At 35.8% G+C, this 19,539-nt stretch carries 16 protein-coding genes; 9 read left to right on the top strand and 7 right to left on the bottom strand.

The annotated features are described in order from the left end of the window. Window positions 1-59 precede the first annotated feature (59 nt). From AC3QLY_RS14045 to AC3QLY_RS14030, 4 genes are all read right to left on the bottom strand, one after another. Window positions 60-641 (bottom strand): hypothetical protein, encoded by a 582-nt coding sequence (locus tag AC3QLY_RS14045; protein WP_143439408.1) that lies wholly within the window; start codon window positions 639-641, stop codon window positions 60-62. 120 nt (window positions 642-761) lie between these two features. Then, on the bottom strand, window positions 762-1,673 hold the full coding sequence (locus AC3QLY_RS14040; RefSeq protein ID WP_492989893.1) for a DMT family transporter: 912 nt from the start codon (window positions 1,671-1,673) through the stop codon (window positions 762-764). A gap of 18 nt (window positions 1,674-1,691) precedes the next feature. Further along, window positions 1,692-2,987, bottom strand: coding sequence for a radical SAM family protein (locus tag AC3QLY_RS14035; protein WP_081299007.1), 1,296 nt, complete (start codon window positions 2,985-2,987; stop codon window positions 1,692-1,694). Between the two features lie 28 nt (window positions 2,988-3,015). After that, window positions 3,016-3,612 carry a hypothetical protein gene (locus AC3QLY_RS14030; protein ID WP_218330381.1) on the bottom strand — a complete coding sequence of 199 codons (597 nt, stop codon included), beginning with the start codon at window positions 3,610-3,612 and terminating at the stop codon, window positions 3,016-3,018. Window positions 3,613-3,756: 144 nt separating this feature from the next. On the opposite strand from AC3QLY_RS14030, the gene AC3QLY_RS14025 reads away from it, so the two are divergent. The 3 genes from AC3QLY_RS14025 to AC3QLY_RS14015 all read left to right on the top strand — a co-directional run bounded on the left by AC3QLY_RS14025 (window position 3,757) and on the right by AC3QLY_RS14015 (window position 7,361). Continuing rightward, a complete protein-coding gene (locus tag AC3QLY_RS14025) occupies window positions 3,757-4,164 on the top strand; it encodes a cytochrome c maturation protein CcmE domain-containing protein (RefSeq protein ID WP_074420202.1) in 408 nt (135 codons plus the stop codon). An 84-nt stretch (window positions 4,165-4,248) separates the two neighbouring features. Further along, window positions 4,249-6,687: a cytochrome c biogenesis protein CcsA gene (gene ccsA / locus AC3QLY_RS14020; RefSeq protein WP_288071212.1), complete on the top strand. Its 2,439-nt coding sequence runs from the start codon at window positions 4,249-4,251 to the stop codon at window positions 6,685-6,687. A 62-nt stretch (window positions 6,688-6,749) separates the two neighbouring features. Then, window positions 6,750-7,361, top strand: coding sequence for a DUF4294 domain-containing protein (locus AC3QLY_RS14015; RefSeq protein WP_074420200.1), 612 nt, complete (start codon window positions 6,750-6,752; stop codon window positions 7,359-7,361). Here the strand turns inward: AC3QLY_RS14015 and aat are convergent. The 3 genes from aat to AC3QLY_RS14000 form a co-directional block, all read right to left on the bottom strand. Continuing rightward, complete coding sequence (gene aat / locus AC3QLY_RS14010; RefSeq protein ID WP_492989892.1) at window positions 7,358-8,044, bottom strand: leucyl/phenylalanyl-tRNA--protein transferase; 687 nt, start codon at window positions 8,042-8,044, stop codon at window positions 7,358-7,360. The genes AC3QLY_RS14015 and aat overlap by 4 nt on opposite strands. Continuing rightward, window positions 8,034-8,348 (bottom strand): ATP-dependent Clp protease adaptor ClpS, encoded by a 315-nt coding sequence (locus tag AC3QLY_RS14005; RefSeq protein WP_074420198.1) that lies wholly within the window; start codon window positions 8,346-8,348, stop codon window positions 8,034-8,036. Before AC3QLY_RS14005 ends, aat begins: the two co-directional genes overlap by 11 nt. Window positions 8,349-8,437: 89 nt before the next feature. Then, on the bottom strand, window positions 8,438-9,316 hold the full coding sequence (locus tag AC3QLY_RS14000) for an AraC family transcriptional regulator (protein ID WP_074420197.1): 879 nt from the start codon (window positions 9,314-9,316) through the stop codon (window positions 8,438-8,440). 552 nt (window positions 9,317-9,868) lie between these two features. Between AC3QLY_RS14000 and AC3QLY_RS13995 the strand changes: the two genes are divergently transcribed. From AC3QLY_RS13995 to AC3QLY_RS13970, 6 genes are all read left to right on the top strand, one after another. Continuing rightward, a complete protein-coding gene (locus tag AC3QLY_RS13995) occupies window positions 9,869-11,200 on the top strand; it encodes a TonB-dependent receptor plug domain-containing protein (protein WP_492989891.1) in 1,332 nt (443 codons plus the stop codon). After that, a complete protein-coding gene (locus AC3QLY_RS13990) occupies window positions 11,164-13,068 on the top strand; it encodes a SusC/RagA family TonB-linked outer membrane protein (protein ID WP_492989890.1) in 1,905 nt (634 codons plus the stop codon). Before AC3QLY_RS13995 ends, AC3QLY_RS13990 begins: the two co-directional genes overlap by 37 nt. A gap of 44 nt (window positions 13,069-13,112) precedes the next feature. Then, window positions 13,113-14,909, top strand: coding sequence for a RagB/SusD family nutrient uptake outer membrane protein (locus AC3QLY_RS13985; protein WP_074420143.1), 1,797 nt, complete (start codon window positions 13,113-13,115; stop codon window positions 14,907-14,909). A 144-nt stretch (window positions 14,910-15,053) separates the two neighbouring features. Continuing rightward, window positions 15,054-18,656: a VCBS repeat-containing protein gene (locus AC3QLY_RS13980; RefSeq protein ID WP_287100598.1), complete on the top strand. Its 3,603-nt coding sequence runs from the start codon at window positions 15,054-15,056 to the stop codon at window positions 18,654-18,656. A 35-nt stretch (window positions 18,657-18,691) separates the two neighbouring features. Then, window positions 18,692-19,192, top strand: a complete 501-nt coding sequence (locus tag AC3QLY_RS13975; RefSeq protein WP_074420144.1) for a DUF1573 domain-containing protein — start codon at window positions 18,692-18,694, stop codon at window positions 19,190-19,192. Window positions 19,193-19,202: 10 nt separating this feature from the next. Then, on the top strand, window positions 19,203-19,538 hold the full coding sequence (locus AC3QLY_RS13970) for a hypothetical protein (RefSeq protein ID WP_074420145.1): 336 nt from the start codon (window positions 19,203-19,205) through the stop codon (window positions 19,536-19,538). Window position 19,539: the final 1 nt, after the last annotated feature.

Here is a 19,539-nt window from a genome sequence, read left to right as displayed (position 1 = left end):
TAGCAGGTTAAACTGCATTCAGGGTGTAGTTTATATAAGAATGCAAGAAATTACACAGCTTATTTATTTTCAGTTGCTGTATGATTACTCATATCATTATCATTTACTTTTCTTCCTTTCATTTCGCGTTGACTAATATTGAGTTTACGTAGAATTTTAGATTTAATCATAATACTCGCTTCGGTACCTGCGGGCTCAATGTGGTATGGTTGGCCATCATAATTAATTACGCCATATTCATTGATCCATTCATTTGCTAAAATACGATAGGGATCGTTGGGCCGAGCCTGTTTGGTTTTGCCAAAAGTGATAAAATTATTGTTGTCTTGTTCAAATGCAATGCCTACAATATTGTTCCGTTGTAATACACAAACACCAGGCGTATTTTTCTTTAATGTAATAATATTTACATTACGGCCATTTTCCAAAACTACTTTACCATCATTTACTTTAGCTTCACCGGTTTTTACATCTCTTCTTAACACAATATTCCTGTCATTATAAAATTGAATTTTATCAAGTGGTTGATGATTAGCTGCTAATTGAGAGCGGATGGCAGCAGTAAAATATGTTTTAGGGGTAGAACAGGCAGCAAATAAAATAGCTATTAAAATAGTATTGAATATTTTTTTATAAAGCATAATAAATTTTTTTGCAATGAAAACGTGCCTGTAAAGACTGTTTTTGTACATAAAGGTTTAGCCCATGATTGAGAAAATTTGTTAAAAATTCATCAATAGCAGTTGTGCATTCACGCTTATTTAAATTTCTTTTTTGAGTCTTGGTAAATTGGCAATAATTATGCCTGCAATAATAATGATACTGCTTATTAAGTGAATGTTACTGAAGGCTTCACCCAAAAAAATAACGGCTTCAACAGTACTTAGTACCGGAATTAAATTGCCCAATAAGGCCGTTCTTGCCGCACCCAACAAGGGTATCGCTTTATTCCAGCTTAAATAAGCCAGAACAGATGCGCCTAAGCCCAAATAAAGAATTATCCAAATGGTATTTGGAGTCCATATCATTTTTTGTTGCAAAAAAAATGGTTGAATCCATAATAATGGAATTAGTAGCAGGGTTCCGGCTGTTATTATTATGAAAAGAAATACCGTTGCATCAAGGGGTGCAGGTTTTTTCTTTACCATAATGGTATATACTGCAAATAAAAGTGCGCTTAAGAAAACCCAAATATCGCCTGTTGAAAATTTTAACAACTGTAAATGTTGCCAGTTACCTTTTGTCATTAAAAATAATACACCCCATAAACATAAAAGCATGCCCGTTATTCTGGCTATACCAATTTTTTCTTTTAAAAAAATAGCGGCTAAAAAAGTAGAAAAAACCGGTGATGCCGAAGTTCCGATGATGGCAAGATTGATGGCTTGTGTATAATGACCACCAAAATAAAGCAGTGTATTAAATAAACTAATTCCAATAAATGCAGTACCCAAAAGATAACGGCGATGTTGAATAATGAGGTTCCATTGTTGTTTGGTTTTTGCATATGCAAATGGTAATAAAAGAATGGAGGCGGTACACCATCGTAGTAAACTTAATTGTACCGGTGGAATTGATTTTGCCAATCCTCTTGCAACAATAAAATTGCCAGACCACAATACCACTGCAAATATTGCAGCAGAAAAACCTACCAGAACTTTTTTGTTACTCATTTGAGATTCATACATTCATTAATGGGCAAAATCTTTTTCGTAATTGCCTTTTATTCGCTCAATGGGAGGATTGAAATAACCGAATTTTACTTCCGGAAATTCTTCATGTATTAATTGTTGCAATTGTTTAATGCCCAGCATTTCGCCTGTTTCGACCATATTAATTTGACCCAGATACCAGTCGGGATCAATATTAAAATTACGCCATTGTATCATATTGAGTTTTGTAGTTTGGATCAATTTTCTTAAAGCCTCATATTCTTTAACAGTATCAGTTACGCCGGGAAAAACAAAATAATTAATACTGCTCCATCCTCCAAATTGGCGAACTGTTTTCAAGCTTTCAATAATATCTTCAAATGCATAATTATTGGGTCGATAATAGCTGGTATAAATACTTTTTTGTGCAGAGTTGGTGCTCACCCGAATACTGTTTAAACCGGCTTTGCATAATTCGGCCACTGCATCGGGTTTAGAGCCATTTGTGTTGATATTAATACTGCCTTTGTAGGTATGCTTTCTGATTTCAATGATGGCATCACGAATGGTTTCCCACATCAATAAAGGTTCACCTTCGCAACCCTGCCCAAAGCTTACAATAGGATAGGGGGCTTGTAGCAAATGGGGTACCGTAAATTCAATAATTTCTGCAGCAGTAGGTTTAAAAGTTAACCGATCCTGGGTTGAAACAATAGTTTCTTCTTCCGGTTGAAAAGAAATACAGCCAATGCAATTGGCATTGCAAGCCGGAGAGGTAGGCACAGGGCATTCCCATCTTCCCAAAGCAAAATTTCTGGCAGCGGGGCAGTGATAGGTATTACAACAATTATTCATTAAATGTTGTACTAACCTGTTTCTCGGATAATTTTTCAGTAATTGATTAGCGCCGGTTTGAATCAGTTTTTCATCATATCCTGCACATTCCTGGCGAATATCTTTCTCAATTCTGATAGCAGGTACATAAATGGTATTGTTATACCAACCTGCTGCAGTATAGCAGAATAATGGAAGGGTGGGCGCATCGGGAAACGATTCGTAGGCAGCCAAAAATAATCCTGTATGTGCGGGTGGAATAAACGCCGCAACCGCCCAGCCTTTTTCACACAATCGCATTTCACCGGTTTTTATATCAACGCCAATGCCCCTACGTTGTGGTAATTCATACAGGTTACCTCCTTCAGGTAAGGTTATCCAGTCTTCTACCGGCACCTGAAATGCATCCCAACCAGCACGTCCGGTTGCAAAAAGGGTTTCATCTTCAAAAATATTGCCATTACCATCTGAATACAATAAAAAAGGCGATTGTTGTAACATGTGTAATTTCGTTCAATTCAAAAATAAATTAATTTTTTTGTGCGGCCCGTAATTGCGCTGCACAAAAAGCATTAAATTCAGCTTCTTCTTTTTCCGATACTTCAGCATCCACATTTTTTTGTATCAATTGATTGTTTTTTAAATCAATTGTTAAAATATTGTCTTTCAGTATCACATTATTTACCTGTAACCAGCTAATTTTTTTGGAAGGAATACTGTTGAAAACAATTTCTTTGCTGTCGAAAGCAACTTCCGGCAATACCTTGGCCGGCTTTTCAAGTACCGCAGCAATTAAATACAGAATGGCAAAGAATAGGCCTTTTGGATACAAATACCATCCCCAGGCTGCTATCATTAAAGCAAACCGGTAAAAAGGCATATAGCCTCTGGATTGTTGCCGGTAACACCATATCCACCAGCTGAAGATTAAAATGGGAATCAGAAAAAAAAGGGTGTATATGCCGCCGCTAATGCCGGCATGATATAATAAAATACCTCTTAAAATAAAAGTCACACTTGCAATAACCAGCATTAACTGACTAATGATGTCAATTGCTTTAAAAAAACGAACAGGGTATTTTAAAACAATAATATAATCGTATGTTTTTGAAGGGCGTGCTATCATAATCCAAAACCGCAAAAATAGGTTTAAAAACTGCACCCACTCATATTTTTGTTAAATGAAAGGCAATAAATTAAGAATAGCTGAGTAACATCAGTATTATCTATTCATTTTACAAGTACTTTTGCGCAGTAAAATACGAATGATATGAAGAAGATGCATTTGATATTATTAGTAGCCATTGCAGCAGCCATTACTGTTTTAATTAGCTATACCGGTAATTTAACCACTTATGAAACCATTGCTTCAGCAAAAGAAAAGCCGGGAAAATTTGTGAATTTAATTGCTAAACTCGACAAAAATGAACCCATTCAGTACGATGCAGTGAAAGACCCCAATTTTTTAAGTTTTACTGCCATTGATACATTGGGCAATTCAGTAAAAGTTGTTTACCATAATACCAAACCTACTGATATGGAAAAAAGCGACCGGTTGGTATTAAAAGGCCGTATGGATGGTGATCATTTTGAATGTAAAGATATTTTATTAAAGTGCCCTTCAAAATATAAAGATAATCCCCAGTCTACCGAAAAATCTATGGCGAAGCAAGACTAACAATAAACAACAGGGTTTTTCATTCAATCCTCATTTTATGCTTAGTTTGCCACTCATTTACCCTTTTTATTAAGTTGATACATTATGCAGTATAACGGAGAACACCTTTTACCCGGACAAATTGGTCATTTTTTTTCTATCCTTTCTTTGGTGGCTTCATTAGTGGCCACCATTGCTTATTTTAATGCAGCTCGTATTCCCGATCTGCAATCAGACAAACAGAGCTGGATAAAGCTTGCCCGTATTTCATTTTTAATTGAAACCATTTCTGTATTGGGTGTTTTCTTTTCATTATATTATATTATTTATAATCATTATTTTGAATATTTTTATGCGTGGAACCACTCCTCCCGCAGTTTGCAATTGAAATATATATTAAGTTGTTTTTGGGAAGGTTCAGAAGGTAGTTTTTTATTGTGGAGTTTTTGGCATTGTGTGCTGGGTTGGATTTTAATAAAAACCAGCAAAACATGGGAAGCAGGCGTGATGACGGTGATAAGTTTTGCGCAGTTTTGCATAGCCTCTATGTTAATTGGCATCTACTTTTTTGGCTACAAGGTAGGGAGTAATCCATTTATTTTATGGCGTCAGCAAATGCCTGATATTCCTATTTTTTCTGACCCAAATTATTTGCAATTGCCCCGCATTCATGAAGGAAATGATTTAAATACATTATTACAAAATTATTGGATGGTCATTCATCCGCCGGTATTGTTTTTAGGTTTTGCCTCAACCATTGTGCCTTTTGCCTATGCTATTGCAGGCTTATATAAAAAAGACCATAGCTGGATAAAAATAAGTCTTCCCTGGGCTGCATTTTCAGGTGCTGTTTTGGGTACCGGAATTATGATGGGCGCTGCCTGGGCTTACGAAAGTTTATCGTTTGGCGGCTATTGGGCATGGGATCCGGTTGAGAATGCCTCTTTAGTACCCTGGATTGTAATGATTGCAGGCTTACATACGAATCTTATCTATAAATCAACAGGCTATTCTTTACGTTCTACCTATCTTTTTTATATTCTCAGCTTTATTTTAGTGCTTTATTCTACCTTCTTAACCCGTAGTGGTATACTGGGCGATACTTCTGTACATGCATTCACCGATTTAGGTATGAATGTGCAGTTGTTATTGTTTGTACTGGTATTTTTATTTCCTGCCCTTGTTTTATATTTCTTGCGTTATAAAAAAATTCCGGCTATCCAGAAAGAAGAAAATACTTACAGCAGAGAATTTTGGATGTTTATTGGTGCATTGGTACTGTTTCTTGCTGCTATTATTATTGCGGCCAAAACATCCGTTCCTGTGTATAACAAATTATTTGGTACCAATATAGCTCCACCTGAAGATCCGGAATTTTCTTTCAATCAGGTTCAAATATTTATTTTAATAATCATTGGAATTTTAACGGCGGTAACGCAGTATTTTAAATACAAAAGCACGCCTGAAAAATATTTTGGTAAAAAAATATTATGGCCAACAGTGGCAGCATTATTGGTTGGTTCAGCCATATGCATTTGGGGCAATATTCATTATAACAAACAAGGTATTGGCTTTCTGGTAGCCATTTATGTGGGAATTTATGCGGCTATTTATTCCATTATTGCCAATGCTGCTTATATATGGATTGTTTTAAAAGGAAAATTAAAGGTTGCCGGTGCTTCTGTAGCGCATGTTGGATTTGGAATGATTTTATTGGGTGTATTAATCTCTTCAAGTAAAAAAGAAGTATTGAGTTGGAATACAACAGGTATTGCAGTGTTTAAAAAAGACAAAAAAGAAGATCCTGCAGAAAATATTACTTTGTTTAAAGGGGTTGCTACCGATATGGGTAAATACATGGTAACCTATGTACAGGATACATTAAACCCCAAAGACCGTAAACGGTATTATGAAATTGATTTTAAGGCCAAAAATGGTAAAGAACAGTTCAAAGTATATCCTGATATCATTAAAAATAACAAAGGGATGGAAGGCTTTTCTCCCAATCCGGATTCAAAGCACTATTGGAACAGAGATATTTTTGTATACATATCATCCTTTCAGCAAAATGATCAGGCAGATACTGCCACTTTTAGAAATATTGCCATAAAACCAGGCGATACTACTTTTTACAGCAATGGTATGCTTATCTTGAATAAAGTGCAGGTAAATCCTGAATCGCAAAAAGATAAATTTAAAAATGGTGAAACCGCATTGTTTTTAGATATGACTGCTATTACTAAAGATGGTCGCCGTTATCCCATAACACCCGGAATTGTTATTGATAATAACGATTTAATCAACTATCCGGATACGGTTAAAGCACAAAGTCTGATAGTGAAATTTAATAAAGTGAGTAACCCGCAGGATGGTAAATTAGAAATAGGAGTAAGAGAGAGTGGCGCCATTACCGATTTGGTAACATTAAAAGTATATGAGTTTCCTCTGATTAATATGCTTTGGTTGGGGGTTGTAATAATGGTAATTGGCTTTTTTATGTCTATTTATCAGCGAATCCGCCTGGTACTTTTTTCAAAAGAATAGGTTACTTTTATTACGCTGGCAGCATTAACCAGTGAATATATGTCTACAGCATATCAGCGTGTATGGTAAAGCGAATCCTGCATATGATTGTAATCGTTTGTTTGTGTTTGATTGCCAGGCAATCACATGCACAGCACAGCATTTATGATACCATTCCCGTTCATGCTTTTATTACACCGGAAGGTGATACCATTCCCATGGGATATTTACCGGATGTTTCCATTCTTTACCGCTTAAATGCCCGCCAAAAAAGATATTGGACTGAATGGACAAGGCTACGCAATGCAGTGTACGTTACCTATCCTTATGCAAAAGCTGCAGGCAGAATTATGAATGAAATTAATGCCCGCCTGGCAGGTGTTACTAATAAAAGCGAAAGAAGAAAAATTATTCGCTCCAGAGAAAAAGAATTAAGAAAAGAATTTACAGATAAGTTAACGCAATTATCCATTTACCAGGGCAAAATTTTAATGAAACTGATTTATAGAGAAACCGGGAATAATTGTTATGAAATTATTCAGGAATATAAGGGAAGTTTAACAGCCACTGTTTATCAAACTGTTGCCTTCTTTTTCGGTACCAGTTTAAAACAAAACTACGACCCCAATGGAAATGACCGGGATATTGAAACCATTGTACGCGACCTGGAAAGAATGTATGGTATGCGGGGTTAAATATTTCTCGACAAAATTTCGGTAAAATTTTCCCGACTGATAAATTGTGCACCCAGACTTTCTAAATGTTCTGTATACACCTGACAGTCAATTAATACAATTCCTTCCTCCATTAATTGTTGCACAAAACGTATAAAAGCAAATTTGCTGGCATTGCTCACCAAGCTAAACATACTTTCCCCAAAAAATATATTTCCCATTTTTATGCCATAAAGCCCGCCCACTAATTGGCCATTTTGCCAGGCTTCAGCGCTATGTGCCCAGCCTGATTGATGCAGTGTGGTATAAGCTTCAAGCATTTCATTGGTTATCCATGTTCCATCTTGCCCATTTCGTTTGGTTATTTTGCAATGTTTAATCACAGCATGAAATGCCTGGTTAACAGAAAACTCAAAAGCATTTTTCTTTAGCAATACCTGCATGCTTTTGCTAATTTTAAGTTCATTTGGGAAAAGTACAAATCTGGGATCCGGGCACCACCACAATGGTGAATTCCCTTCATACCAGGGGAATATTCCTTTTTTATAGGCTGTGAGTAAACGAGGTATTTGTAAATCACCGCCTATTGCCAAAAGGCCATCTTCCATACTTTCGGTAACCGGCGGAAACCAAAATGTTTCATTTAATTGATAAAGAGGCATAGGGTGGTAATCAATATCGGGAAATGAATGATTAAGAACCAATAGGAATGGTTTCGATGGTGGCGTTGATACCTCTGTCTAAAATAGCACTACGCATGGGATCTAAGGTTTCATAATCTCCATTTTTTACCACACACTTGCCCTTCATATGTATTAATAAGGCACATTGCTCTGCTTGCTCTTGCGTATGGCCACAAATTTCAATCAGGGTTTCAATTACCCAGTCAAAAGTATTCACATCATCATTCCATACAATTAAATGACAGGTAGGCACTGATGCTGTAATGGTATCAATGGAGGCCTCTTCCCAATTTTTTTCTTTCGTATGATTTAAAATCTGAATCATACTGCAAAAATAGGTAGTTCTGTTAAAATAGGAAATACAACACTCTACATGGTCATTTGTTGAAAAGAGCAAAGTTTTGAAAAAATGATTCAGGCTGTTTTGGAAGAAAGTAGGAATTGCTTATACATTTTGGGAGAAAACCCGGTATGTGCTTTGAATAAACGGTTAAAGTGGGTAACCTGATTAAAACCTGACTGGTAGGCAATTTCATGAATTGGATCATTTGATTCTATCAGTAACTTGGTTGCATAAGATATTCTTTTTTCAATTAATAAATCGGTGAAACATTTACCTGTCTGCATTTTAAAAAAACGGGCTAATGTAGCTTCACTCATATTCATAATGCACGACATTTTTTTCAGGCTGATTTCTTCTTTGAAATGGGTGTTTAAATAATCCATTACTTTATTAACCTGATTAGTATTGTTTTGCAAATTTTGAATCATTGTTTCTGAATTATCATTCAAAATTTCCCATTGCTTTTGCAATGAAACAGTAGATAATAATTTCAGTAAAATGAGTAACCCTTTAAAATCATTTTCTTTTTCCAATAGTTGTATTGCTGCCAGTGCATTCTGAGCTGAGTTATTTGAAAAACGAATGCTATTGATTCCGGCTTGAAATAATTTTCTAATGTGGAAAAACTGGTTTTTGTTAAGCATGCAATCTCCAAACAAATCTTGTTGAAAAATTACTTGCTTTACAAGACCGGTAGAAGAGGAATTGTGCCCGGTACACCAGCCGTGCAATGTACCGGGTGGTAATAAGAACAATGCAGTATCGTGGTTGATTTTAGTAATGCTATTACCAATAATACAAGTAGCTGTTTCAGAATTTTGAAATAATAAGAGTTCCCAATAATCATGATAATGTAATCTTTGGGCAGGATCATTGATAGCATGCCTCAGTACAATAAAAGCATCTGCTTCTTCTATGGGCAAGAATCGTTTTTGGTTGAGATTTTTCATGCAGTGCAGTTAAAGCAATCAGTAGGTTGAAAATAGTTGGTTAGAATATAGCTGCTGGTATCACCCATCACCCTCTGCAAGGCAAAAAAATGATTTGTTTCGCTGCAACAGTATCAAATATTTATAGCCGTTGTGAATAAGATGTGCAATGTATGGGTTTATAGTTTGTCAGTGTTTAATTTACTGAACAAGAATTATTAACCCGGTTCAATTTTAAAATGGGCTTCAATGTTTTATCTATCAATGTTTAAGTGAGCACTGTTACCTCGTCATTGCTATACCGTTATTGAAAGGTATGTAAGTGAGAATGTGTATTTGTGTAATATGTTACCCGTTTATTGTAGAAAAAATATTTTTTGATATATATCAATTGTAGAATTGCTGTATTGTCAAACACTGAACGAGAGCGGCTTTTATTAAATTAATGTGTAAAAAATACATAATTGTATGTTAAAAAATCACTGAAACATGATGGTAAAAGGTAAGAACACAATCGTTTGCGATACTTAAATTTGTTAAAGATTATTTAACAACCTAACGAAAACATTGCTTATGCCAAACAATCCACATCTATCTCGATGTTTTTTGCTTTTTTGCGGCCTCTTTTTTTGCACATTGGGGGCTTTTGCACAAAAAACAGTTTCCGGTAAAGTAACCGGTAAAAACAATCAACCCCTTGCCGGCGCTACGGTAACGGTACAAGGTACCAACAATGCTACCGCTACGAACGATGATGGTACATTTACCATTAAAGTTCCGGGCGATAAAAGTGTATTGGTAATTTCTTCAGTGGGTTACAACAATGTAACCATGCCTGTAAGTGGCCGTTCAAGAATTGACGTTACCCTAACCGAATCCACTAGTGATTTAAATGAAATTGTGGTATTGGGTTATACATCGCAAAAGAAAAAGGACATTACCGGTTCTGTTTCAGTTGTAAATGTAAACGATATGAAATCTGTACCAGGTGGTAATACTGCCGCTTTGTTACAAGGTCAGGCTTCAGGTGTTACGGTTATTAATTCCGGTGTACCTGGTGGTGGTACCAGTGTAAAAATTCGAGGTATTACTTCTCCCGGAAGTACAGCGCCATTAGTTATGATAGATGGTGTACAGGGAAATTTACAGGACGTCAATCCCAGTGATATTGAATCCATTCAGGTATTGAAAGATGCCGGAGCTGCTGCTATTTATGGGGTACAGGGTTCTAACGGGGTAATTATTGTTACCACCAAAAGAGGCCGTCAGGGTAAAGCCAGAATTAGCTACGATGCTTTTGTGGGCACCCAACGTCCGTTGAAAAATGGCTTTAACTTAGAAAACACACAGGGTTATGCCAATGTGGTGAAAGCATACGAAATTAACAGTGGTATTGCTCCCGGAAGCAGAAATGCACAGTTTGGACAGGGTGATACGCCTGTAATTCCGGATTATATTACTCCTACCGGAGCAAAAGTGGGTGATCCTGGAACAGACCCAGCTTCCTACAATATAAATTCCAATCAAATTACAAAGGCCAATAAAATTGGCACAGATTGGTTTCATGAAATTTTTAAACCTGCCATTTTTCAAAGCCATACTTTAACAGCCAGTGGTGGTAATGATAAATCAACTTACCTGTTTTCAGTAGGATATTTAAACCAGCAGGGAACTTTGATTAATACCTATTTAAAGCGCTATTCAGCAAGAATGAATACCACTTTTAATATAAATAATCATATCAGAGTTGGAGAAAATGCCTATGTGTTTTACAAACAAAGTCCGGGCTTTACCAACCAGAATGAGGGTAATGCTATTTCAATGAGTTACCGTGAACCACCTATTATTCCTATATATTATATGATATCATGGGAAATTATGCCGGTACTAAATCAGTGGGTTTAAGTAATGCACAAAATCCTGTGGCAAATCAACAAAGGACTGCCAATAATAGGAGTAATGATTGGCAGGTAAACGGTAACGTATTTGCTGAAGTGGATTTTTTAAAGCATTTTACAGCCCGTACAAGTTTTGGAGGTTATTTTGATAATTATTACTACTATTATTTTACCTATACGGCTTATGAAAATGCAGAAGGCAATACCAATCCTAATGCCTTTACGGAAGGAGCTGGTTACAATAGCTTATGGCAATGGACAAATACCGTTAAGTATAGCAACACTTTTGGCAAACATAGCTTAAATGTATTAGTGGGTCAGGAAGCCAAAAACCAATACAACAGAGGTATTAGCGCCGGCAGGGGATCATATTATAGTACTGACCCAAATTATTGGACATTAAATACAGGTGCTCCAAATTCACAAAGTAATATTGGTTATCCACCTTATCAATTAGCAATATCTTCCTATTTCGGGAGAATTGATTATAGTTATGCAGATAAATATATTTTAGCAGCTACATTAAGAAGAGATGGTTCTTCCGTTTTTGCTCCCGGCCATCAATATGGTAATTTCCCTTCTATTTCTGCAGGATGGCGTATTTCCAATGAAAATTTCATGAAAAATGTTAGCTGGATTAATGATTTAAAATTGAGAGGAGGATGGGGTACATCCGGTTCTATTAGTAATATTAATCCAACCAATGCTTATTCTTTGTATTCTTCTGCAGCCGGTATTTCTTATTATCCAATTACAGGAGCTGCTAACTCTTCTACATTGGGTTTTTATAATAGCCAATTAGGTAATGTGAATACTACATGGGAAAAAGACATTATTACAAATGTTGGTTTAGATGCGACAATTTTGAAAAATAAATTAGACTTCTCAATTGAGTGGTATAAAAAAGCCATTAGCGGATTATTATTTCCAAGTGTATCTGCTATTGGTAATTATCAGGGTGGAGCCCGTCAGCCTTTTGTAAATTTAGGCGATGTTAAAAATACCGGAGTTGATTTCTCGGCAACATATCATGGTACTGTTGGTAGAGATTTTAAAATAGATATTGGTGGAAATATTTCTGCTTACAGAAATGAAGTAGTGAGTTTACCTCCCGGTGTAAAATATGTAGATGAATATAGTGCCGGTTCAAGCCGTATAGGAGCATTCTCCAGATTACAACCCGGCCATCCGGTAGGTGCATTTTATGGTTATCAGGTATTAGGTTTATTTAAAGATGCCAATGATGTTGCCAAATCAGCCACACAGGATGGAGCAGCTCCAGGCAGATTTAAATACTTAGATGCCAATGGTGATGGTAAAATTACTCCTGACGATCGAGTGTTTTTTGGTAACCCCAATCCGAAATTTACCTATGGGTTCACCATCAATGCAACATATAAGAACTTTGATTTGTCTATGTTCTTTTATGGTTCAGCAGGAAATGATGTAATTAATTATGTGAAATACTGGACAGATTTCTATCAGGTATTTAAAGGAAATGTAAGTAAGGGTTTGTTGCAAAATTCGTGGTCACCTACCAATTTGAATGCTAAAATTCCAAGAATTGAACAATCTGCTAACTTTAGTAATACTACCGTGTTTAATTCTTTCTATATGGAAAAAGGATCTTATTTGAGGTGTAAAAATTTAATGATTGGTTATACAGTTCCATCTACAAAATTGGAGAAAATGGGTATTCAGAAATTACATTTTTATGTTCAGGCAGCTAACTTATTTACCATTACCAAGTATACCGGGTTAGATCCTGAATTACAGGGATCTGATTTGAATAACAATAGTAATTTCGGAATTGATTTTGGTAACTATCCTGCCAATCAGAAAAATTTCAACATTGGAGTAAATGTATCATTCTAAAATGACTATTCAATCTATTAAAAATTAATTTAAAACACTATAATATGAAGAAGATACATTATAAATATTTAATACCGTCTGTTTTAGCGCTGACAGTAGTATTATTTGCCTGTAAACAAAGTTTTTTAAATAAGCCACCTGTTGGTACTCTAAATCAAAATATTCTTGCTAATCAATCCGGAGTTCAGGGTTTGTTAATTGGAGCATATGCCTTGTTAGATGGTGAGGGTGGCAATAATACAGGATGGGGCTCAGCAGCCAGTAACTGGGTATATGGCAGTGTATGTTCTGATGATGCTTATAAAGGATCAGATCCTTCGGATCAAGGTGATATTCTCTCACTAGAAACTTTCACCGGCACTTCAACAAACGGTTATGTTGCCAATAAATGGGCTGCTTGTTATGATGGTATTCAAAGAGCCAATGAGGTTTTAAGAGTACTTAAAATTGCTAAAGGTATCTCTGCTGCAGATGCAACTGAATTCACTTCTGAAGCTCGTTTTTTAAGAGGTCACTATCATTTTGAATTAAAAAAGGTTTTTGGAAATATTCCTTTTATTGATGAAACAGTTACGGATACAACGTCACGCAATACTGTTAATAATGTTGATGCTTCCGGTAATTATATTAATGTTTGGCCAAAAATTGAAGCCGATTTTCAGTATGCAATGCAGAATTTACCTGCTGTACAACCTCAAATTGGCCGTGCCAATAAATATGCTGCTGAAGCTTTTCTAGCCAAAGTGTATATGTTTGAAGGTAAATATGCGCAAGCAAAACCATTGTTTGATGATTTAATCAGCAATGGGGTTACCTCAAGCGGTACTAAATACGCTTTGGTAAAATATTACAGCAATTTTAATCCTGCTACCAGAAACAGTGCAGAATCAGTATTTGCTGTGCAAATGGCTGTAAATGATGGCTCCGGTACCAGCGCAGGTTCTCCTAATGGTAATTATGGAGATATTTTGAACTTCCCTTATGGCGGTGGTCCTGGTGCTTGTTGCGGATTTTTTAATCCTTCTCAAAGTTTGGCTAATGCCTATAAAACAGATCCGGTAACTGGTTTGCCTTTATTGAACACTTATTTTAATGCCCCTAATGTTAGTGATTCCACCAATTTATACACTGGTACGCTTGATCCCAGAATTGATTGGGTAATGGGCCGTCCAAGTATTCCTTACTTAGATTGGGGTCCACATCCAGGTGCTGCATGGATTAGAAACGTTTCTGCAGATGGTGTTTTTAGCCCTAAAAAGAATATATATGCACAAAGTCAAAAGGGAATTTATTCAAGTACTGAAAATTATTGGGGTGCTACTGAATTAGTTGCCAATAATGTAAACCTGATACGTTTTTCTGATGTACTATTATTAGCTGCTGAATGTGAAACACAATTAGGGAATTTACCAACAGCATTAATATATGTAAACAGGGTACGTGCCCGTGCTGCTGATCCTACCGGATGGGTGTATAAAAATGCCAGTTACGATGCAACCAGTTCTACATATTCTCCACAAACTACTCCGGCCGATAACTATAAAATAGGACTTTATGTAGCATTTCCTGATCAGGCAACAGCCTTAAAAGCCATTCAAATGGAACGTTATTTGGAACTGGCTATGGAAGGCCACCGTTTTTTTGATTTGGTGCGTTGGGGAATTGCTAAAACTGTTTTAAATAATTATTTTGCTACTGACAGAATTGCAAAAGCAACACTTTTACCGGTGGGTGCTCAGTTTGTAAGTGGTAAATCAGAATTATTCCCCATTCCGCAAACACAAATTGATATCTTAAATGCCGATGGTAAAACACATTTAAAACAAAATCCAGGCTATTAGTATCTTTTTTGATAATGGATGTAGCTTCATTTTCAACAACCTATTGCCAAATCAAGTGAAATGGCAATAGGTTTTTTTATTTCATTTTAATTGTACAATTGATGCCAATTTAATTTTAAAGAGTAAATTACTGCTTGTTTCTTCATGTATCACAAACCCTTAACACTCATGAATTTCAGTCGCTGTATTGCTGTTTCTTTGTTTGCTTTTGTAATGTTTTCCTGTAAAAAAAATAATACCCTTTTTCAGAAAATAGCTGCCAATCAATCCGGAATTGATTTTGAAAATACGATTATAGAAAATGATTCAATCAACTCGGTAGATATTGAAAATGTATACAACGGTGGTGGCGTTGGGGTAGGCGATTTTAATAATGATGGATTACCGGATTTGTATTTCACCGGTAATTTGGTATCGAATAAATTATACCTGAATACAGGCAATTTTAAGTTTAAAGATATTACTGAGGAGGCTGGTGTATCAGGTAATGGAAGATGGAGCAGGGGCGTAGCAGTTATAGACATAAATAATGATGGTTGGTTAGATATTTATGTTTGTGCCACATTATCGAAAGATCCGGAAAAAAGAAGAAACTTATTGTACATTAATCAGGGGTTAGACAAAAATGGGATTCCACATTTTAAGGAAATGGCCAAAGAATATGGATTGGATGATACCGCCCATTCCACGCAGGCAGCTTTTTTTGATTATGATAATGATGGCGATTTGGATGTATATATTGTGAATAATGAAATTAATAAAGATAAATTTCCGGATGGTTTTCATACTATTTTAAAAAATGGCGAAAACCCAAGTACCGGGCAATTGTTTAGAAATGATTGGAATGACAGTTTGCACCATCCTGTTTTTACGGATGTTTCTAAACAGGCAGGTATACAAACAGAAGGCTACGGGCATTCCGTTGCTATTGCAGATTTTAATAATGATGGGTGGAAAGATATTTATGTTACCAACGATTTTGTTACGAATGATTTACTTTGGATAAATAACCATGATGGTACATTTACGGAACAACTTTCACACTACTTTAAACACACATCTGCTAATGCCATGGGTTGTGATGTGGCAGATATGAATAATGATGGTTTGCCAGATGTGGTTACACTCGATATGAACCCGGAAGATAACTATCGGAAAAAAATGATGATGAATGCCAATAATTATCAACGTTACCAAAACAGCGATAAATATGGGTATAATTATCAGTATGTACGCAATGTTTTGCAACTAAACCAAGGCCCTCGTATTACCAATAATGATTCAATTGGTGACCCTATTTTCAGTGATGTGGCCTACTATGCTGGTATGGCCGAAACCGATTGGAGCTGGACTCCCTTATTAGCCGATTTTGATAATGATGGAAAACGTGATATCATCATTACCAACGGATTTCCAAAAGATGTTACCGATCATGATTTTATGGCTTACAGAAGTGAGGCTTATTTTTTGGCCAGTAAAAAAGAATTGTTGGCACAAATACCGGTAGTTAAACTGCACAATTATGCCTTTAAAAATGATGGAGACGTTAAATTTTCTAATGCAACCAATAGCTGGGGATTGCAAATACCAACTTTTTCAAATGGTGCCGTATATGTTGATTTAGATAATGATGGCGACTTGGATTTAGTGATAAATAATATTAACGATAAGGCATTGGTGTACAAAAACACTGCTCGGGATAAAGACAGCTTGAACTCGAATTATATTGATATTATTTTTCATGGTGATAAAAATAATGTAAATGGAATTGGTGCCACTGCAGCAATTTATTATAATAACGGACAACAGCAGATATGGGAAAATACACCTTATCGGGGATATCTTTCCTCCGTACAAACCAAAGCGCATTTTGGTTTAGGTAATATAAAAGCAATTGATTCTTTAAAAATTATATGGCCTAATCATCAACAGCAAATAATTACCTACCTGAAGGCAAACCAATCAATTAATGTACAACAATCAAATGCTACTATACCCGTAAATTATACAAACCTAATTATTGCAACAAATGCATTATTTAAAAACATTACAGATTCACTGCAAATAAAATATGTACATCAGGAGCATGATTTTATTGACTTTAATATACAAAAACTATTGCCACATAAATTATCGGAATATGGCCCTGCAATGGCTGTGGGGGATATAGATGGGAATGGGTTAGAAGATATAATATTGGGCGGTGCCTATAAATACAGTGAAACAATATTATTACAACAACCTAATGGAAAATTTATACAGAAAAACCTTTTAAATGCAACCGATGCGGAGGCCAAAATAACTGAAGATATGGGCTTGTTATTGTTTGATGCAGACAGAGATGGTGATTTGGATTTGTATATCACCAGCGGCGGATATGAAAATGAACCAAACACAAAAGCCTATCAGGATAGATTTTATCTGAATGATGGTAATGGCAACTTTACATTAGATACACTGGCATTACCACAAAATTTAACAAGCAAATCCTGTGTTCGTGCATTTGATTACAATGGAGATGGGAAGCTTGACTTATTGGTTTCAGGCAGGGTTGATCCCTGGCATTATCCTAAACCAGTAAGTAGTTTTATTTTAAGAAATGATAGTAAAAACGGACAGGTAAAATTTACAGATGTAACCGAAACAGTGGCTAAAGATTTAACCAATATTGGGATGATTAGTGATGCAGTGATTACAGATTTTAATAATGATGGCCAACCCGATATGATTTTAGCAGGAGAGTGGATGCCCATTATTTTTTTACAAAATGAACATGGAATTTTTAAAAATGTAACTGCCGGTACGGGTGTTCAAAATAATTTAGGATGGTGGAACAGTATAGTACCCGGCGATTTTGACAATGACGGCGATATGGATTACATTGTAAGTAACCTGGGTCTAAATACATTTTATAAAGCATCCCATCAATCTCCCATGCATATCACTGCCGGCGATTTTGATAAGAATGGCAGTTATGATGCATTCACCTCTTTGTACTTGCCCGACAGTATTGGTAAAATGTTGGAATACCCTGCATTAACAAGAGATGATGCCATCAAGCAAATGATTGTGATGCGGATGCGTTTTAAAACATACAAATCATTCGCCATTGCAACCATGGATCAGATATTAACTCCCGATGAGCGCAAAAATGCATTGCGTTTAACGGCCAATGACATGCGTTCTGTATTGTTGAAGAATGACGGGAAAGGACATTTTACAATTATTCCCTTACCAATGCAGGCTCAATTGTCGATGTTGAATGGAATGGTGGCAGATGATTTTGATGGAGATGGAAACTTAGATGTATTGATGAATACCAATGATTTTGGTACAGAAGTAGGTACCGGACGTTATGATGCACTCAACGGTGTATTCTTGAAAGGCGACGGGAAAGGCAATTTTACTGCTTATACCATATTGCAAAGTGGAATTTTTGTTCCTGGTAACGGTAAGGCATTGGTGAAATTGATGGGTGTTAACAAAAAATACATGATTGCTGCTTCTCAAAACAGGGGTGCACTGCAGTTATATGCATTAAACAAACCAGTACAAAATATACCTTTATTCAAAGAGGACATGTATGCCATTATTAACTACAAAAATGGTAACCGGCAAAAAGTAGAATGTAATTATGGAGCCTCATTTTTATCGCAATCGGGGCGTTTTATTTCAGTAGGGCCAATGGTTCAGTCTGTTGATATTTATCAGCAGGATGGCAAACACCGTACCGAAAAAGTAAATTAAATTTATTTAATAATTTCGTTTTAAATATTGGCTGAATGAATAAAGTAAAAAGGAATGGAAGTATGTTATTTGCGGCTTTTCTAATACTGCTATTGGGTTCTTGTAATAACCAATCCAATAAAAACCCGTATGAAAATCATTTAGGTATTCGTCCTGCTACTATTGCACAATTAGATACAACCAATTATACTACTATTCAATGGCAAGATACTATTACCCATTTAGGTCATCTTTTTTATGGTGATACTATTTTAATCAATTATTCCTTTAAAAATACGGGAAATGGTCCTCTTTACTTAACAGAAGTAAGGCCTGGATGTGGTTGCACGGTTGCCGATTATCCTAGAAATGCAATTTTACCAGGTAATTCCGGAATATTACAGGCTAAATACACCACCGAAGGATTTCCTGGACCTGTTAAAAAATATATCACTGTAAAATCAAACACATCTAATGGAATCTTTCATCAATTACAATTTGATGCAACTTTAAGCAAAGACAGTTTGCCTCATAAAAACAAAATTTATATAAAATAAATAATATATTATGCAAAAAAATTTTTTATTTGCTTCTATTTTTTTTGCTTTGCTACTGGCATGTAATACCATTAAAAATCCCAGTCCGGCTGAAGTGCAACAGCATTTAATCACTGCCATGCAGGATTATTTGCAAAAAACACAACAACGTGATAGTGATAAAGTATTATTTATCGTGAACAGTGTTGCTTATTATGAAGATGCAAAATACTATATCTGCGATTTTAAAGTACACATGCAAAACAATCCAAATATTTTAATTCCCAATATTCCTAAAATAGATACCGTTGGTACCATGCACTGCCGTGTTAGTAAAGACTTTCAAACCGTTACCAGGGTATATTAAT

The organism is Hydrotalea sp. GW822-HT8A01 (genome assembly GCF_058798575.1).
The sequence above is the reverse complement of the archived record's forward strand: the minus strand, read 5'-3'. Positions and strand labels throughout refer to the sequence as shown.

Coding starts and splice junctions, on each gene's coding strand:
- AC3QLY_RS14045 (WP_143439408.1), bottom strand. CDS start 641: ATGCTTTATAAAAAAATATTCAATACTATTTTAATAGCTATTTTATTT.
- AC3QLY_RS14040 (WP_492989893.1), bottom strand. CDS start 1,673: ATGAGTAACAAAAAAGTTCTGGTAGGTTTTTCTGCTGCAATATTTGCA.
- AC3QLY_RS14035 (WP_081299007.1), bottom strand. CDS start 2,987: ATGTTACAACAATCGCCTTTTTTATTGTATTCAGATGGTAATGGCAAT.
- AC3QLY_RS14030 (WP_218330381.1), bottom strand. CDS start 3,612: ATGATAGCACGCCCTTCAAAAACATACGATTATATTATTGTTTTAAAA.
- AC3QLY_RS14025 (WP_074420202.1), top strand. CDS start 3,757: ATGAAGAAGATGCATTTGATATTATTAGTAGCCATTGCAGCAGCCATT.
- ccsA (WP_288071212.1), top strand. CDS start 4,249: ATGCAGTATAACGGAGAACACCTTTTACCCGGACAAATTGGTCATTTT.
- AC3QLY_RS14015 (WP_074420200.1), top strand. CDS start 6,750: ATGGTAAAGCGAATCCTGCATATGATTGTAATCGTTTGTTTGTGTTTG.
- AC3QLY_RS14005 (WP_074420198.1), bottom strand. CDS start 8,348: ATGATTCAGATTTTAAATCATACGAAAGAAAAAAATTGGGAAGAGGCC.
- AC3QLY_RS14000 (WP_074420197.1), bottom strand. CDS start 9,316: ATGAAAAATCTCAACCAAAAACGATTCTTGCCCATAGAAGAAGCAGAT.
- AC3QLY_RS13995 (WP_492989891.1), top strand. CDS start 9,869: ATGCCAAACAATCCACATCTATCTCGATGTTTTTTGCTTTTTTGCGGC.
- AC3QLY_RS13990 (WP_492989890.1), top strand. CDS start 11,164: ATGGGAAATTATGCCGGTACTAAATCAGTGGGTTTAAGTAATGCACAA.
- AC3QLY_RS13985 (WP_074420143.1), top strand. CDS start 13,113: ATGAAGAAGATACATTATAAATATTTAATACCGTCTGTTTTAGCGCTG.
- AC3QLY_RS13980 (WP_287100598.1), top strand. CDS start 15,054: ATGTATCACAAACCCTTAACACTCATGAATTTCAGTCGCTGTATTGCT.
- AC3QLY_RS13975 (WP_074420144.1), top strand. CDS start 18,692: ATGAATAAAGTAAAAAGGAATGGAAGTATGTTATTTGCGGCTTTTCTA.
- AC3QLY_RS13970 (WP_074420145.1), top strand. CDS start 19,203: ATGCAAAAAAATTTTTTATTTGCTTCTATTTTTTTTGCTTTGCTACTG.